Genomic DNA, 16697 nt, shown 5'->3' with positions numbered 1-16697 from the left:
CCCGAGCGCCTTCGAATCCAGCCGCGGGCTGTCGCCCGGCAGGTCGTGCACCAGGGTGGCCTGGCCCGCGTCGATCCGCTCCGGGTCGAACAGCAGTCTCCCCGTTCTACTCGCCGTGCCTGGCGCAGAACTGCACGACCATGCACGGCGGGCCCAACGCCGAGCTGTTCGGGAGCTGGTGGGCCCTCTCCCCGGCCGTCATCATCCTGGTCTTCCCGCTCGGCTTCCGGCTGACCTGCTACTACTACCGCAAGGCGTACTACCGCAGCTTCTGGGCGTCCCCGCCCGCCTGCGCGGTGGCCGAGCCGCACAAGAAGTACACCGGCGAGACCCGCTTCCCGCTCATCCTGCAGAACATCCACCGGTACTTCTTCTACGCCGCCCTGCTGGTCGCCGGCGTGCTCACCTACGACACCGTGCTGGCCTTCCGCGACGAGCACTACCGCTGGGGCCACATGGGCCTGGGCACCCTGTTCTTCCTGCTCAACATCGTGCTGATCTGGGCGTACACGATCTCCTGCCACTCCTGCCGGCACATTGTCGGCGGCCAGCTCAAGCACTTCTCGAAGCATCCGGTGCGCTACCGGGCCTGGCGGTTCGTCGGCAAGCTGAACGCCCATCACATGCTGCTGGCGTGGACGTCGCTGCTGAGCGTGGCGTTCGCCGACCTGTACGTCTATCTGGTCGCGTCCGGTGTCTTCGACGATCCGCGCTTCTTCTAGTGAGGGACTGATTGATGTCCGTGGTGGACCGGCAGCAGTGGGACGTCGTCGTGGTCGGCGCGGGCGGCGCCGGGCTGCGGGCCGCGATCGAGGCGCGCGAGCGGGGCGCCCGTACGGCGGTGATCTGCAAGTCGCTGTTCGGCAAGGCGCACACGGTGATGGCCGAGGGCGGCATCGCGGCGGCCATGGCCAACGCCAACGAGCACGACACCTGGCAGGTCCACTTCCGCGACACCCTGCGCGGCGGCAAGTTCCTCAACCAGTGGCGGATGGCCGAGCTGCACGCGCAGGAGGCCCCGGACCGGGTGTGGGAGCTGGAGACCTGGGGCGCGCTGTTCGACCGGACGAAGGACGGCCGGATCTCCCAGCGCAACTTCGGCGGCCACGAGTACCCGCGGCTGGCCCATGTCGGCGACCGTACGGGTCTCGAACTGATCCGCACCCTCCAGCAGAAGATCGTCGCCCTCCAGCAGGAGGACATGAAGGAGACCGGGGACCACGAGTCCCGGCTGAAGGTCTTCCAGGAGTGCACGGTCACCCGGATCCTGAAGGACGGTGAGAAGGTCTCCGGGGTCTTCGCCTACGACCGCGAGTCCGGCCGCTTCTTCGTCCTCGAAGCCCCCGCGGTGGTCGTGGCGACCGGTGGCATCGGCAAGTCCTTCAAGGTGACGTCCAACTCGTGGGAGTACACGGGCGACGGGCACGCGCTGGCACTGCTCGCCGGAGCGCCGCTGCTGAACATGGAGTTCGTGCAGTTCCATCCGACCGGCATGGTCTGGCCGCCGTCGGTGAAGGGCATCCTCGTGACCGAGTCGGTCCGCGGTGACGGCGGGGTGCTCAGGAACTCCGAGGGCAAGCGGTTCATGTTCGACTACGTGCCGGACGTCTTCAAGGAGAAGTACGCCGAGTCGGAGGAGGAGGGCGACCGCTGGTACGACGACCCGGACCACAACCGGCGTCCCCCGGAACTGCTCCCCCGCGACGAGGTGGCCCGCGCGATCAACGCCGAGGTGAAGGCGGGCCGCGGCTCCCCGCACGGCGGGGTCTTCCTGGACGTGTCCACGCGCATGCCCGCAGAGGTCATCCGGCGCCGACTGCCGTCCATGTACCACCAGTTCAAGGAGCTGGCGGACGTCGACATCACCGCGGAGGCGATGGAGGTCGGGCCGACCTGCCACTACGTGATGGGCGGCATCGCGGTCGACTCCGAGACGGCGGCGGCACGCGGGGTGCCGGGGCTGTTCGCGTCCGGTGAGGTCGCCGGCGGCATGCACGGCTCCAACCGGCTCGGCGGCAACTCGCTCTCCGACCTGCTGGTGTTCGGGCGCCGGGCCGGCTGGCACGCGGCCGAGTACGCGGCAGGGGTGGCCGAGCGCCCCGAGGCCGCCGACGCCCAGGTCAACCTGGCGTCCGCGGAAGCCCTGCGGCCCTTCTCCGCGGAGACGGAGGGCGAGGCGGGCCCGCCGGAGAACCCGTACACCCTGCACCAGGAACTCCAGCAGACCATGAACGACCTGGTCGGCATCATCCGTCGCGAGGGCGAGATGGAGCAGGCCCTGAAGAAGCTGTCCGAGCTGCGGGTACGGGCCCGGCGGGCGGGTGTCGAGGGGCACCGCCAGTTCAACCCGGGCTGGCACCTCGCCCTGGACCTGCGCAACATGCTCCTGGTCAGCGAGTGCGTGGCCCGGGCGGCCCTGGAGCGTACGGAGTCGCGCGGCGGGCACACCCGCGAGGACCACCCGACGATGGAGCGCTCCTGGCGCAACGTGAACCTGCTGTGCGCGCTCACCGATCCCACCGGGGGCCTCGCGGCGTCCGATCCCGCCCGCGGCCAGATCCGGCTGACCCGCGAGACCACCGAATCCATCCGCCCGGACCTGCTCGCCCTCTTCGAGAAGGAGGAGCTGGTCAAGTACCTCGCCGAAGAGGAGCTGTACGAGTGAGCAGCTACGAGGCCCGCTTCAAGGTGTGGCGGGGCGATGTGCAGGGCGGTGACCTCGAGGACTTCGAGGTCGAGGTCAACGACGGCGAGGTGGTGCTGGACATCGTCCACCGGCTCCAGGCGACCCAGGCGCCCGACCTCGCCGTGCGCTGGAACTGCAAGGCAGGCAAGTGCGGTTCGTGCTCGGCGGAGATCAACGGGCGCCCGCGGCTGATGTGCATGACGCGGATGTCGGTGTTCGACCGCGCCGAGACGATCACGATCACCCCCCTGCGCGCCTTCCCGGTGATCCGCGACCTGGTGACGGACGTCGGCTTCAACTACAGCAAGGCCAGGGAGGTGCCGGCGTTCGTGCCGCCCGCCGGGCTCGGTCCCGGCGAGTACCGCATGATGCAGGAGGACGTGGACCGCTCGCAGGAGTTCCGCAAGTGCATCGAGTGCTTCCTGTGCCAGGACACCTGCCATGTCGTGCGCGACCACGAGGAGAACAAGAAGGCGTTCGCCGGTCCGCGCTTCCTGATGCGGGTGGCCGAGCTGGACATGCACCCGCTGGACGCGGCCGCGGAGACCGGCCTGGACCGCAAGAGCACCGCCCAGGACGAGCACGGTCTCGGCTACTGCAACATCACCAAGTGCTGCACGGAGGTCTGCCCCGAGGGCATCAAGATCACGGACAACGCGCTGATCCCCCTGAAGGAACGCGCGGTCGACCGCAAGTACGACCCGCTGGTGTGGCTGGGCTCGAAGATCAGGAGGCGGTCTTCGTAGCGCGCCGGCCGGGGCGCTGGGCGGCGAGCTGGATGATCATCCCGACCAGGAACAGGCACCACCCGGTGATCAGAAGGACGCCGAACCCCGTCTCGTCGGGCGGCTGCACGAACATCAGGCCCAGCCCGAGGGTGCCCACCAGGGTGCCGTACCCCCACAGCCGCGGCCGCACGACCCTGCGGCGGGCGGGCCACGGCACCCAGTCCGACACGATGGACGCGATACCGGCCGAGGCGAGCAGCGCCACGGCCAGCCAGGCCGCCACCACCAAGTACATGTGCATGACGATCAGCGTCCCACCGGAGTGCGTGCGGGGGAAGTCATTCCACCCAGTCCTCCCGGTACGCCCGCCAGTCCGCCTCCGTGGCCGCGAAGTCGACGTACAGGGCGACGCCGAAGCGGGGCCGGTCGGCGTCGGTGCGGGACAGGCCCAGGCGGACGCCGCGTACGGCGGCCGGGACGGTCTCCGCGTGCGCCCAGTGGCCGAAGCGGTTCTCGTGGTAGAAGGGCAGGCCCATCAGGAGGTCGGTGGTGTCCGGGGTGACCTCCAGGGCGAGGCTGGTCTGCTGGGCCACGTAGCCGCCGTACAGGCTCTCCAGCGGCTGCATGGTGTCGTACGACATGACGGCGATCTGGTCCACGCGTCGGGCCACCTGCCCGAAGTAGGACTGCGACCACCATTTGGGGTGGCCGGTGGTCGTTTTCCAGAAGGAGTGGAACGCGGGCAGCGGGTCTATCTGGTGGGCGGCGACGGAGAGCAGGGCGTGGTGGGCGCGGGTGAGGGTGCGCAGGTCGTCCAGGAGGGAGAGATAGTCGCGGTCGCCGGAGTGGAGGGGTTCCAGGTCGAAGTGGGCGCCCTCGAAGCCGGCGGCGAGGATCTGACGGGTCGAGGCGACGACGGCGGAGCGGGTGGCGGCGCGCTCCAGGTGCAGGCCCTCGGGGCTCTCGCTGGCCAGCTTGTCGCCGAGCCAGGCCTGGACACGGACACCGGGAAGTTCCCGGTGCAGGGCCGATATCAGCCAGCGTGCCTTCGGATAGTCCGACTTGGGGAGGGTGCCGTCGTGTTCCAGGGGACCCGAGTGCACGTACAGGTCACGGATGCCGGTGCCTTCCAGGCGGTGGGCGAGGGCGGTGACGTCCTTGTCGGTCTTGCGGCCGTCGAGCCAGGCGTGGCCCAGCCAGAGGGCGTCGCGGCCTCGGGTGTGCGTGCCCGGTGCAGGGTCGCCGGTGTAGTTGAGGCGCAGGGCCGTTTCCGCGGTGAGGAGGGGGAGGAACAGGACGAGGAGCAGCGCGGCGGCGATGAATGTGCGGCGGCGGCGCCGGGGGCGTTTCGCCTTGGCTTCGCCTTCGGCGGCCGCGGGGCGCTCCTCCGGGGTCTCCTCCCGGATCTCCTCTTGAGTCCCCTCCGGGGGCTCCGCCGGGGTCTTCTCTGAGATCTCCACCGAGGCCCCCTCGCTTTCGGCGGGCTCCGGGCCCATCGGTTTCTCGGTCTCCTCGTTCATTTCTGCCCCCTGTTCTCCTCGTCCCCCAGCCGTATCCGCCCCACTCGCGAAGGCGCCTACCTGCCCATACGCTCCAAAATGTGACGTCCTTCCTGATCCGGGGCCGGCCCCGGCGTGCCACGGCGCACATACGCGTGCGGGTGACGCATGCCGTGGTGGGTGCGCTGGTGGGGGCCGGATGGCTGGTGTTGCCGGTGATGACGGTCGGTGCTCATGATCCGGTTCCCGTGTCCGCCGCCGGGCCGGTCGCGAGTGCCGCCGCGCCGGACCAGGACGAGACCTCCGCCACCGACCTCCTGTTGCCGCTCGTCGTCGTGGGCGCGGCCGGGGCGCTGGCCGGGTACGGGTACCTGCGGCGCACCCGGCGGGCCCGGACCCGGACCACACCAGGCGTGGTGTCGGCGGCGCCCCCGGTGCCCACCTCGCTGGAGAACGATCGGCAGGCCCGCGCGGCGCTGGTGCTGGCCGACGACTGTGTGCGCGGAAGCAGGGAGGAACTTCCCTTCGTCCAGGAGCTGTTCGGGGCCGGGGGGGTCGAGCCGTTCGTGCATGCCCTGCGGGCGGCGGAGACCGAGCTGTCGGCCGCGTTCGCGATATGGCGGCGGTACGAGGAGGGGGTTCCGGGGGACGAGAGCGCCCGGCGGCAGGCGCTGGTGGGGGTGGTCGGGCGGTGTGCGGAGGCGGGGCGGCGGCTGGACGCCGAGGCGGAGGAGCTGGACCGGCTGCGGGGCCTGGAGCAGGGGGTGGGCGAGGCGCTGGAGGTCGCCGAGGGGCGGTTCCGGGAGCTGACCGCGCGGACAGCGGCGGCCCAGGCCACGGCGGAGGAACTGCACCGGCGGTACGCGCCCTCGGCCGGGGCTCCCGTCACGGGGTATCTCGAACAGGCCAAGGACCGGCTGCTGTTCACCACGTCACAGCTCAACGAGTCCCGCCAGGCGGCCGATTCGGGGGACGGACGGCGCGCGGCGCGCCATCTGCGCGCGGCCGAAGGCGGTGTCGCCCAGGCGGGTGTCCTCGTCGGCGGGGTCGAGCGGCTCGCGGCGGAGCTGCGGGAGGCGGCCGGGCTGGTGCCCGCCGCGCTGACCGGTGGGGAGGCGGAGATCGCCGAGGCGCGCCGGGCGGGTGGGCGCACCTCCCTGGCCGCCGGTGAGCTGCACGCCCGGCTCGCGCATGCCGACGGGGTGCTGGCCGCCGTACGCACGGAGCTGACCGGGGGGCCGTACGACCCGCTGGACGCGCTGCGGCGCATCGCCCGGGCCGTGGAGCGGCTGGAGGTGGGGCGGTCCGGGGTGGTGGAGGCGGCCGCGCTGCTCGTGGCGCGCAGCGCGGTCGGCGGGGCGGAGGACTTCGTCGCCGTGCACCGGGGGGCGGTGGGTGCGCAGGCGCGGGCGCGGCTGGCGGAGGCGGAACGGGCGCTCGGCTCAGGTGCCGGTGGCAGCGCCCAGGCGGACGCGCAGGCCGGGCAGGCCCGGGATCTGGCCGAGCGGGACGTACGCGCCCACGGCAACCCCTACGCCGACACGAACGGCCACGTCGCAGGCCTCCCCGGCGCAGTCCTCGGCGGCATCCTCCTGGCCGAGGACCCCGACGCAGGCCCACCGGCAAGCTACGGCGGCCCCCGGACCCGGGGCCGCCGCCACCTGCGCTAGGGCCTGTCCGAGTCGGGTGGGCCGCCGTCAGAAGAGGCTGAGCAGGGCCTCCGCCGGGTCCGTCAGGCCGGTTTCGCCGCCGGGGAGCGGGAGTTCGAACCAGACCGTCTTGCCGCGCGGGGTACGGCGTGAGCCCCACGCCGCGCTGAGCAGGCCGACCAGTTGCAGCCCCCGGCCGCCCTCGTCCGTGTCGCGGGCCCGTCTGCGCCGGGGCTGGACCAGGCCGGAGTCCCAGACCTCGCAGACCAGCGTGCGGTCCAGCAGCAGGCGCAGCCTGATCTCCCCCTCGCCGTAGCGCAGCGCGTTCGTGACCAGTTCGCTGACCAGGAGTTCCGTGGTGTCGACCAGCGGTTCCAGGTCCCAGCCGAGCAGCTGCGTGCGAGCGTACTCCCGGGCCCGCCCGACACTGCGCGGCTCGCGCGGCAGCGTCCAGTCGCCGACGGACTCGGCGGGCAGACCCTGGACGCGGGCCATCAGCAGGGCGATGTCGTCCTCGCCGTGATGGGTGTCGAGGGTGTTGAGGACGTGGTCGCAGACGTCCTCCAGGGGGCGGGAGGGGTCGGTGAGCGCCCCCACGAAGGCCTGCAGGCCCTCGTCCAGGGGGTGGTCACGGGATTCGACCAGGCCGTCCGTGTAGAGGGCGAGCAGCGCGCCCTCCGGGAGTTCGACCTCCACCTCCTCGAAGGGTTCGCCGCCCACGCCCAGCGGCATCCCGGGCGGCACGTCGAGCATCAGGGCGGCCTCGCCGGGTTCCACCAGCACCGGCGGCAGATGGCCGGCGTTGGCGAACGTACAGCGTCTGGTGACGGAGTCGTAGACGGCGTACACGCAGGTCGCCAGGTACACCTCGGAGAGGTCGGCGTCGCGCGGCTGGCGGGCCGCCCGGGTGGCCTGCTGGACGCCGCCGGGGGTGCCGAGGCCGCGGGCGATCTCGTCCAACGCGGAGAGCACTTCGGCGGGTTCCAGGTCCAGCAGCGCCAGTGTGCGGACGGCCGTGCGGAGTTCGCCCATGGCGACCGCCGCGCGCAGGCCACGGCCCATCACGTCGCCCACCACCAACGCCGTGCGGTGGCCGGGCAGTTCGATCACGTCGAACCAGTCGCCGCCGACCTCGGTGGCCGCGTTGCCGGGGAGGTAGCGGCAGGCGATGTCGAGGCCGGACGCCTCGGGGTCGCCGGGCGGGAGCAGGGACCGCTGCAGTATCAGCGCGCGTTCGTGCTCCCGGCGGTACAGCCGGGCGTTGTCGATACAGACGGCGGCACGCGCGGCCAGCTCCACCGCGAGGTCCCGGTCGCGGTCGCCGAACGGCTCGCTGCCCTTCGTACGGGCGAACTGGGCGATACCCACGACGGTGTCGTGGGCGACCATCGGCACCGCCAGCGTGGACTGCACGAGCCCGCCGTCCTCCGCGGGCACGCGCTGCGGGCGGGCGGTGCGCAGGGCGTCCGCGCAGGGCGAGTTGAAGGGGAAGTGGTGGACCGCGCCGACCGCGACCGGTTCGCCGGAGCCGCCGAAGGGCGCGTCGGAGACGGCGCTGGCGAAGGCGACGCGGCGCAGTTCGGCGCTGCCGTCGGCGAGGCCGGGCGGGGTCTCGTCGCCGGCGAGCAGGCCCTGATAGAGGTCGACGGTGGCGAGGTCGCAGAAGCCGGGGACGACGACGTCGAGGAGTTCGCGGGCCGTGGTCTCCAGGTCCAGGGAGTTCCCTATGCGGGCGCCGGCCTCGTTGAGCAGGGCGAGATTGCGCCGGGCCGCGGCCGCCTCGCGGGCGGCGGCCCGGCGGGCGGTGATGTCCGTGCCGAGCCAGGCGACACCGATGGGCCGGCCGCTGCCGCTGTGCACGCGGTAGAGGTTGACGGACCAGTGCCGGCGTTCCTCGGAGCCCGGGACGAACCCCGTGACATGCATGTCGGTGATGGAGTCGCCGGTCTCCAGCACCCGGCGCAGGGTGGCCGAAACCCGCTCGGCCTCGCCCCGCGGAAGGTAGTCGTGAACTCCCTTGCCACGGTGGTCGTCCGGGGTTCCGCCGAAGATGGAGGCGAAACGCATGTTGGCGCGGCGGACTCTGAGGTCGATGTCGATCAGCAGGAAACCGAACGGGGATTGACCGAATATCGCCTGCGAGGCGGCGAGGTCGGTTTCGATGCTGCGCAGGGTGCGGACGTCCACGACGATGCAGACGGCGGCCCTGTCCCCCTCGGCGGACCGGGTGGGCATGACGTAGACCTCGGCGAGCCCCTCCTCGCCGCGCGCTCCCTCCGCCGTGTCCGGCATCCGGAAGGGAACCACCCCGGTCCACTCCCGCCCGTCGAGGATCTCGGCCATCTTGCGCTGGCCGCGCTCGCGCAGGTCGCGGTCGACGAAAGCCTCTATGGGGTCCATGCCGACGGCGCGTTCGGCGGGGATGCCGAAGAGCTGCTCGGCGCGCAGGCTCCACTGCTCGACCAGGCCACCGGGACTGATGGAGAAGGACGCGACCCTGATGTAGTCGTAGATCGAGCCGGGCGGACTGCTCTGCCACATGGCGTCGCCGGGCACCGCGGTGTGTGCGGCCTGGTTCCTCGCGCCGTCCGACGGGTCCTCGGACTCCGTGGCCTTCGCTGGTATCTCGCTCACGCGAACCGTCCCCTCCAGCTCACCGCGTCCGGCACCGGTCACCGGGGGCGGCTGCCCGCAGTATCCAGCACTACGGCGCCGCACGACACGGTGTTCACGATCACAGCACGGTCCAGGCGTTTTTCGGACCGCGCCGCGACAACACTTCCAGTCTTCTAACCAGGGAACACGCCCGCGAATCACGCACCCCCACCCCGGTCACGACCCGCGGCGCACGATGGACGACGCGCGGCAGCCTGTACACCACTCTCACCCGGGCACCGCCAGTTCGAACCAGACGGTCTTTCCAGTGCCGCCGGGACGGGTGCCCCAGCGGCGCGAGGAGCCGGCGACCAGTTGCAGGCCGCGGCCGCTCTCGTCCTCGGGGTGGGCGACGCGCTCGCGCGGGGGATCCGGGAGCGGGTCGGAGACCTCGACCAGCAGCGTGTCGCCGAGCCCGGCAGGGCGTACCAGCCGTACACCGATGGGGCCGGTGGCATGCCGCAGGGAGTTCGTCACCAACTCGCTGACCAGCAGCGCCGCCAGATCGGCCAGGCATTCGAGGTCCCATCCGTGCAACTGGCCCCGGACCGCGGTGCGGGCGGTGCGCACGGCGCCCGGCTCCGCGGGAAACGTCCACTCGACACAGTCGCCTTCGGTGTCGATCACACCGATCACTTCCCAGGCCAACGAGCCCACCCATGTCCGGTTTCGTGGGGTTAATGGGGACATACCCGGTATCCGGGGAGCATTACCGTGCGAGAGGGCGCACTGTGGCACGAACGGCGTACGAGACGCTCCGCGCCACCGACGCGTGCACCGAGCCACCGCGTGCGCCACCGATGCGTGCGCCCGGCCGACGTGAGCACCGAGGCCGACCCGGGTCCCGGCCTAGGCCCATCCACCGCCGGACTCGGAGGGGAGAGCGGCCAGCGTCTCGATCTCCCGCACCGCTGCCACGTCCTGGTCCAGCCACGCCACGTCCCAGAGCTCGGCCGGAGTCAGCCAGCGCAGCGCGTCGTGGTCCTGGAGGGGCCGGGGCGCGGCGGAGCCGGGCCCCAGACGGACCGTCCACACGTGCAGCACGTAAGGGGATCGCAGGGGCCACTCCCCCGGTACGCGCTCGACCGGCTCGGTGTCGATGCCGAGTTCCTCGTGCAGTTCACGCACCAGGGCGTCCTCGGGCCGCTCACCGATCTCGACCTTGCCGCCGGGCAGCTCCCAGCGCCCGGCCAGCTCGGGGGGCGCGCTGCGGCGCGCGGCGAGCAGCCGGCCGGCGTCGAGCAGGGCGGCTCCCACCACCACGATCCGTTCGGTCATGGGGCGGAGCCTACGGGAGCCCTACGGAGGTCAGTCGTGGGCGCCTGAGGTCAGTTGTGGGTGCCGTCGCCGTTCTGGCCGATGCGCTCGACCCAGTAGAGCTGCTTGTGTCCGCGGTCGTCGAGGCTGTCGGCGATCTTCTGGGCCTCGGCTCGGGTCGCGTACCGTCCCACGCGGTAGCGATTGCCGTTGTCGTCCTGCCGTATCACGATCCAGGGCAGGGAGAGTGTCCCCTCACTCATCGCCCCCACCGTTCCTTCTCGCACCGTCCCACCCGCTTTCCCTCCCGGGCCCCCACCGCGCCCCGCCTAAGGAAACCGCAATCCGCATATGCCCGAGCGTACGCCCTACCTTCACGGAGCGAATACGTCTTTTCACAAAGAGGTACGCAACCAGCCAGAACACAGGGGGCGCACGATGACGAATGCGCCGCCCCGCACGTCGATGTCGTGGGTCGGGGGCATATCGGGCGGACCCCGGATCACCTGGGAAAACGGCCGGATTGCAGCGGAAGGCCGGGGACCGGGCCGAGGGGTGCGCGACGGAAGGACCGGCGCCGGGGCGTGCCGGGGTGTGCGCTACTTCACGGGCAGGTGGTACGAGACCCGGTAGCGGTCGGCCGGGATCACGACGTCGGCGGTCTCCACCGGGCGGCCGGAAGCGTAGTAGGTGCGCTGGACGACGAGGACCACATGCCCGGGAACACCGCCCAGGGCGTGGAGTTCCTCGGCGAGGCCGGGTCGGGCGCCCACCTCCTCGGTGACGTTGTCCACGATGACGTCGATAGCCCGCATGCGCTCGACCACGCCCATGCCGCCGAGCGGGCCCTCCTCGGGCAGCATCACGGGGGTGCGGCCGGTGACGGCGAGGGGCTCCCAGGAGGTGGAGAGCATCATCGGCTCCCCCGCGTCCCGGAACAGGTACCTCGTGCGCATGACGCGGTCGCCGGTCTTGAGCGCGAGCCGCTCGGCGATGACGGCCCCGGCCTCGGCCTGCTCGCTGCTCGACTCCCAGGTGCCCCGCACGGTGGCGTCGGCCTGCTCCTGCCGGAAGGGCGTGGCGCCCCCGGACGGGCGGAACCCGGAGCGCGCCACCCGCCGGGGCACCGGACGCTCGCGCACATACGTCCCCGAGCCGGAGCGCCCCTCGACCAGACCCTCGGCCATCAGCACCTTGCGGGCCTCCAGCGCGACCGTGTCCGAGACGCCGTACTCCTCGCGGATGCGGGCCTGGGAAGGGAGCCGGGTGTGGGGCGGCAGCGAACCGTCGACGATCTTCTTGCGGAGATCACCCGCAACACGCAGGTAGGCCGGCTGCTCACCGAAAGTCACTGGCCACTCCTATCAGGTTGTACAGACAGCAACAGCCTGGCAACCGTGGGTTGTGCCATGCAAGCAAAGGCCAGAGAATCACTCGATGTGATGACAAGGGGCGGGGGTGGGCTTTACCCAGGCACTTTCTCCCCGTTATAGCCGCCGCCACACCTCCGGGCGATCACACCGCCATGCCGGCCCCGCCACCGCCTCCGGTACTGTCCGAGCCGCCGTCGCCGCTTTCGTCGGCGGGCGGGGTGGTCTCCAGTCCCAGGGCGTCCCGCGCGGGGACCCCCGTCTTCGGGGCGAGCAGCCGCAGGCCGGTGTCGTAGTGCTCGTAGAAGGCGTCCACGTCCTTCGCCTGGGCGGCCTTCGTCCACTCGGCCCGCGCCCGGTCCAGGTCGGCCGCGAGCGAGGTGACCGGCTTGCGGGCGCCGGAGGGCCACGCGTGCCCGCGCAGCATCCGGGCCTGCTCGGCCAGCGCGCCCGACACCCGGCCCGCCCACTCCTTGTGCCCGGGCAGGTCGTCCTCGACGTACTCCGCGTCCGGGGCGGTGGCGAGGGCCGCGTTGAGGACGTGAGCGGCCTTCAGATAGGCGACCTGGTCGGCGTCCAGGTCCGTCGCATCGTTGCGCAACGAGCCGGTGAGGTTGCCGCCCTCGGTCATGCTGCCGAACACGCAGGTGACCTCCCGGTCCCCGGTCGACCAACTGTCCTCGGTGGGCGCGAGGTAGTAGACGTCGACGTCGTCGGGCACGGCCCAGCCGTCCATCGCGTAGGTGTCCTGGAGGCCGTAACAGCGTTCGTCGGCGGTGTCGGTGACGGAGTGTTCGCCGGGATAGGACCCGCCCTTCAGCCGGAACGAGGCGAAGACCTCGCCGTCGTGCTCGCCGGAGCAGGGGACCTTGTCGACGTCGTACGTCTCGCCGCTGAGCCGGCCGCCGGGCGCGTCGAAGCACTCCCCCTTGACGAGGGAGGTGCTCGCGCGGTCGCGCGCGCCCTCCTTCACGCCCTCCCAGAAGTCGGACGCGCCGCCCGTGGCGAGCAGCAGCACCCACAGCGCGAGCCCGATCCCGGAGAGGACCGTGCCGCCGACGGCCAGCCCCTTGCCGCGCTCGCCCCGCCTGCCGATCTGTCGCAGCGCGATCAGCCCGAGCACCAGCCCCACGCCCGGAAGACAGCACAGCACGCCGAGCACGAGGGAGGCGATGGCGAGACCGTTGACGGGCGCCGGCTGGTTGTAGGGGCTGTAGCCCTGCGCCCAGGGCTGGTACGGGCCGTACGGACTCTGCGGGCCCTGCGGGTACGACGGCGGTCCGTACGGCCCCTGTGGGTACTGCTGGGGCGGCTGAAACGGCCCTTGTGGCTGGTGGGGGCCGGGGGGCGGGGGTATGGACACCGGTACCGTGCTCCTGGGTCGGGCGGCGGCAGCGCAGGACCGGCGAGGCGCCGGCGGCTGGACTGATGTACGACTGGGCGCATGGTAAGCGGGGCGGGAGTGGGGGCGGAATGAGGGTGGAACCCCGGGTGGGGAGCCGACTGGGGAGCAGCGGCGTACGGGCGGTGAACGGGCTCACCGAGCGGTGGGCGGCGGCGGCCCCGGACGGCACGGCCTTCTCGGCGGCCGGGGTCTGGCCCCTGCTGGCCTTCCTGGCCGACGGCGCGACAGGCGCCGCGCGGGCGGAGCTGGCCCACGCGCTCGGCGTTCCCGCGGAGCAAGCGGCGGCCGCGGCACGGGAGTTGCTCGCCGCGCTCCAGTCGGTCTCCGGTCTGGACGCGGCCCTCGGCCTGTGGACGCACGACACACTGCGGCTGCGGGAGGAGTGGCGGGCCGGGCTGCCGGCCGGGACGCACGGGATGTTCGGGGACGACCTCGTCACGGCGCAGGAGCGGCTGGACACGTGGGCGGCCGAGCGGACCGGCGGGCTCGTGGAACGCATGCCGGTGACGCTGACGAGGGATGCGCGGATGGTGCTGGCCAGTGCCCTCTCGCTGCGCACGGACTGGCGGCAGCCGTTCACGGAGACGGTGCTGCGCCCGGACGCCGGCCCCTGGCAGGGCCGTACGCTGCTCGGGCTGCGCCGTCGCAGCGTCCGGCCGGACCGGGTCGGCGTGACGAGCACACCGGACGGCTTCGTGACCGCGCTGACCGTGCCCGGCGACAACGGCGTCGACGTCCATCTGGTGCTGGGCGAGGAGCGGATGACACCGGGTCAGGTGCTGGCGGCCGGAGTCGGCGTCGCGGAGCGCACGATCCCGGTCACCGGGGGCGGCCTGCTCCCCCTCGGGCACGTCGGCCCCGGCCTGCACGTGGAGCGGCAGCCCGCCGCAGAGCCGGAACCGCTCACGCTGGACGTGCGGACGGTGGCGTACGAGGTGCGCGCCGACCACGACCTGCTGGCGCTGCACCCCCTGTTCGGGCTCACCACGGCCCAGAACGTCGGGCAGAGCCACTTTCCCGGGGTCAGCGACGTCCCGCTCGCCGTCGGGGCGGCCCGCCAGTCCGCCCTCGCCCGGTTCGGCGCGCTCGGCTTCCGTGCGGCGGCGGTGACGGCGGTCATGCCGGTGCCGGCAGGCGCCGCCCCGCAGTACCGCTACGAGACCACGGTCGTCCGAGCGACCTTCGACCGCCCCTTCGGCTTCCTCGCCCTCGACCGCGAGTCCCGGCTGGTGCTGATGGCGGGCTGGGTGACGGATCCGACGCCGTACCCCGCCCGCACGCCGAGTCTCTACGGCTGACCCGTAGCCGCACTGGTCGGGCTGACCTCGACCGTGGTCAAGCGGCGAGGCACTGCGGGCCGGAGCTGAGCCCGCTGTCGCGCGCGATGCCGGCCTCGTTCGCCGAAACCGCGCGGACCACGGGCCGGGGGCCGGTCGCCGACCTGGGGTGCGGTCCCGGCCGGGTCACCGCACATCTGGCCGGCCTGGGACTGCGGGCGTTCGGGACGGGCCTGTGCCCGAAGATGATCGGACTGGCCCGGCGCGCCCATCCCGGAATCCCGTTCTTCGTAGGGTCCCTCACCGCCCTGGTCATCCGGGACGGCGAACTCGGCGGCATCCTGGCCTAATCACTCCGCCCACCACACGTCCAGCGAACCCCCGAACGGACGATCGGCACGTTCCTCGCGCGAAAGCCTCCCGGGCAGACTCCTGGCTGTTCCGGGAGCCGAGGCGCTGTCGGCTGAGGCCGGCCTGATCCGCCCGACGGGCCCTGGCCCCTACCGAACCCGCTGCGCGGCGGCCGAGTGCCCCGGGGCGGGCGCGGGAGACGCCGATGGTGTGCCGGCGAGCTGCATCAGTGCTCGCCGGTCGATTTTGCGGTTGTGGGTCAGCGGGAACTCCGGCAGGCGGACGATCCGGCGCGGCAGAGCGTATGGGGGAAGAATTTCGGCCAGCTCCCGGAGCATGGCCCCGGTGCTTTTCGGCTCGCCCACATAGAAGGCCACCAACTGCTCGCCGGCCAGTACGGTCACGGCTTCGCTGACGCCCTCACAGCTGCGCAGCGCGCCATCGACCTCCGCCAACTCGACCCGCCTGCCGCGGATTTTGACCTGGTGGTCCCTGCGGCCGATGAAAGCGAACTCCCGGCCGGGGAGCCGGCGTACGAGATCACCGGTCCGGTACCAGCGACGGCCGTCGACGGTGAGAAAGCGCTCCCGGTCGTCCTCGGGATCCAGGAACCCGGGGAAGAGGTGGGGGCCGGTGATGCACAACTCGCCTTCGATTTCCCCTTCGCCCTGATCCGGACAGTGGCTCCGGCCCGTACCGGGGGAACCGATGACCCCCGCCTCGTAGCCGTGTCGCGGTGAGCCGATCGGAAGGGCGTCGTTGACCGCGAGACGTGCGGAGGTGTCGCGGTCCCAGCGATGGGAGAAGCAGGTGATGGGCGTTTCCGTCAGGCCGTACAGGTTCTCTGTCGCGGAATGCGACGCAGCGGTCTGCCAGTCCGCCGCGTCCTGGCGCAGCAGTGGCTCGCCACAGAAGAACGTCCACCGCAGGGTCGGCAGGGAGCCCGGTTCCAGGGCGCCGTTCCGGCGCAGCAACGCCACGATGCTGGGCGCGGAAAGCCAGACCGTGATGCCGTGGCCGGTGATGAACCGAGAGAGCCTGAGGAAGTCCTGGGGCCTGGTCGTGACCACTGTTGCGCCGGCGCCCCACGCGGAGAACAGATCGAGCATGGAGAGGTCGAAGGTCAGATCGGCAACCTGGGAGAAGACATCGCTGCTCGAGAAGCCGTAGAGCGCGTGCACGGATTGGAGGTAATGCGAAAGACCCCGGCTCGAAACCGCGACACCCTTCGGTTTCCCCGTGGTTCCGGACGTGAACACCACATACGCATACTCTCGTGCGGGCCCGTCCGGATATTCTCCGGTGACATCGACCGCCGGAGGCCGATCCTTTTCTGCGGGGATCACCTTGACCGTTTCTTCAAGTCCGGCCCACCGGCTACGGAACTGCTCCCTGCTCGCCCTGTCCGCGACAATTGATCCGACGTTCGCGGATTCCATCATGATCCGCGTACGCGCCGCAGGGTATTCCGGGTTCAAGGGAACGGCCGTGGAACCGGCATAACTGACCGCCAGGACGGCGATGTAGGCATGCGCGCCCCGTTCCATCAGTATTCCGACGCGCTCCGCCTCCGGTGCCGTGTCGCGGATCTCCGCCGCGAGGGACGACGCCAGTCGATCGACGGTGCGATACGAGTATTCAGTCCTGCCGTCGCGTATGGCGAAACCGTCCGGATTGGCTGCCAATCCCAGCCGGAACCAGTCGGCCAACGAGACGGGACGCTTCGAGGGCGCCCGATTTTCAAGCATCTTACTGCCTGCCTTTCTTTTCATTCTCCGGGCGACGCCTGGCGTCACTCCTGGTACCTCTTTCGTCACCAT

Annotated in this window: 13 protein-coding genes and 2 pseudogenes; 6 read left to right on the top strand and 9 right to left on the bottom strand. The window is 71.6% G+C overall.

The window, feature by feature from the left end; all coding sequences use genetic code 11:
* Positions 1 to 95: 95 nt before the first annotated feature.
* The 3 genes and pseudogenes from ABZ471_RS22605 to ABZ471_RS22595 form a co-directional block, all read left to right on the top strand.
* Positions 96 to 722 (top strand): annotated as a pseudogene (locus ABZ471_RS22605) (hypothetical protein); the annotation flags it as partial.
* A gap of 14 nt (positions 723 to 736) precedes the next feature.
* Positions 737 to 2665 carry a fumarate reductase/succinate dehydrogenase flavoprotein subunit gene (locus ABZ471_RS22600; protein WP_359068579.1) on the top strand — a complete coding sequence of 643 codons (1929 nt, stop codon included), beginning with the start codon at positions 737 to 739 and terminating at the stop codon, positions 2663 to 2665.
* Positions 2662 to 3432 carry a succinate dehydrogenase/fumarate reductase iron-sulfur subunit gene (locus ABZ471_RS22595; protein ID WP_359068578.1) on the top strand — a complete coding sequence of 257 codons (771 nt, stop codon included), beginning with the start codon at positions 2662 to 2664 and terminating at the stop codon, positions 3430 to 3432. Before ABZ471_RS22600 ends, ABZ471_RS22595 begins: the two co-directional genes overlap by 4 nt.
* Here ABZ471_RS22595 and ABZ471_RS22590 read toward each other — a convergent pair.
* Entirely contained in the window at positions 3413 to 3715 is a 303-nt protein-coding gene (locus ABZ471_RS22590) for a hypothetical protein (protein WP_359068577.1), read from the bottom strand. The genes ABZ471_RS22595 and ABZ471_RS22590 overlap by 20 nt on opposite strands.
* A 37-nt stretch (positions 3716 to 3752) precedes the next feature.
* A complete protein-coding gene (locus tag ABZ471_RS22585; RefSeq protein WP_359068576.1) occupies positions 3753 to 4934 on the bottom strand; it encodes a hypothetical protein in 1182 nt (393 codons plus the stop codon).
* 80 nt (positions 4935 to 5014) lie between these two features.
* On the opposite strand from ABZ471_RS22585, the gene ABZ471_RS22580 reads away from it, so the two are divergent.
* Positions 5015 to 6583 carry a hypothetical protein gene (locus tag ABZ471_RS22580; protein WP_359068575.1) on the top strand — a complete coding sequence of 523 codons (1569 nt, stop codon included), beginning with the start codon at positions 5015 to 5017 and terminating at the stop codon, positions 6581 to 6583.
* A 27-nt stretch (positions 6584 to 6610) separates the two neighbouring features.
* Here the strand turns inward: ABZ471_RS22580 and ABZ471_RS22575 are convergent, their stop codons facing one another.
* The 6 genes from ABZ471_RS22575 to ABZ471_RS22550 all read right to left on the bottom strand — a co-directional run bounded on the left by ABZ471_RS22575 (position 6611) and on the right by ABZ471_RS22550 (position 13207).
* Positions 6611 to 9196 (bottom strand): SpoIIE family protein phosphatase, encoded by a 2586-nt coding sequence (locus tag ABZ471_RS22575; protein ID WP_359068574.1) that lies wholly within the window; start codon positions 9194 to 9196, stop codon positions 6611 to 6613.
* 249 nt (positions 9197 to 9445) lie between these two features.
* A complete protein-coding gene (locus ABZ471_RS22570; protein WP_359068573.1) occupies positions 9446 to 9874 on the bottom strand; it encodes an ATP-binding protein in 429 nt (142 codons plus the stop codon).
* A gap of 192 nt (positions 9875 to 10066) precedes the next feature.
* Positions 10067 to 10495 carry a (deoxy)nucleoside triphosphate pyrophosphohydrolase gene (locus ABZ471_RS22565; protein ID WP_359068572.1) on the bottom strand — a complete coding sequence of 143 codons (429 nt, stop codon included), beginning with the start codon at positions 10493 to 10495 and terminating at the stop codon, positions 10067 to 10069.
* A gap of 50 nt (positions 10496 to 10545) precedes the next feature.
* A complete protein-coding gene (locus ABZ471_RS22560) occupies positions 10546 to 10737 on the bottom strand; it encodes an SPOR domain-containing protein (protein ID WP_359068571.1) in 192 nt (63 codons plus the stop codon).
* 336 nt (positions 10738 to 11073) lie between these two features.
* Entirely contained in the window at positions 11074 to 11826 is a 753-nt protein-coding gene (locus ABZ471_RS22555; protein WP_359068570.1) for a GntR family transcriptional regulator, read from the bottom strand.
* Between the two features lie 163 nt (positions 11827 to 11989).
* Complete coding sequence (locus ABZ471_RS22550; protein WP_359068569.1) at positions 11990 to 13207, bottom strand: DUF4190 domain-containing protein; 1218 nt, start codon at positions 13205 to 13207, stop codon at positions 11990 to 11992.
* A gap of 110 nt (positions 13208 to 13317) precedes the next feature.
* Between ABZ471_RS22550 and ABZ471_RS22545 the strand changes: the two genes are divergently transcribed.
* Both ABZ471_RS22545 and ABZ471_RS22540 read left to right on the top strand, forming a co-directional pair.
* Complete coding sequence (locus ABZ471_RS22545; protein ID WP_359068568.1) at positions 13318 to 14547, top strand: serpin family protein; 1230 nt, start codon at positions 13318 to 13320, stop codon at positions 14545 to 14547.
* Positions 14548 to 14609: 62 nt separating this feature from the next.
* Positions 14610 to 14895: pseudogene (locus tag ABZ471_RS22540) on the top strand (class I SAM-dependent methyltransferase); the annotation flags it as partial.
* Positions 14896 to 15026: 131 nt separating this feature from the next.
* On the opposite strand, the gene ABZ471_RS22535 reads toward ABZ471_RS22540, so the two are convergent.
* Entirely contained in the window at positions 15027 to 16586 is a 1560-nt protein-coding gene (locus ABZ471_RS22535) for an AMP-binding protein (protein ID WP_359068567.1), read from the bottom strand.
* Between the last annotated feature and the right edge of the window lie 111 nt (positions 16587 to 16697).

The sequence above is a fragment of the Streptomyces sp. NPDC005728 genome, assembly GCF_040630895.1.
In the GTDB taxonomy this organism is placed as follows: domain Bacteria; phylum Actinomycetota; class Actinomycetes; order Streptomycetales; family Streptomycetaceae; genus Streptomyces.
This window is presented reverse-complemented; position numbering and strand designations above follow the sequence as displayed.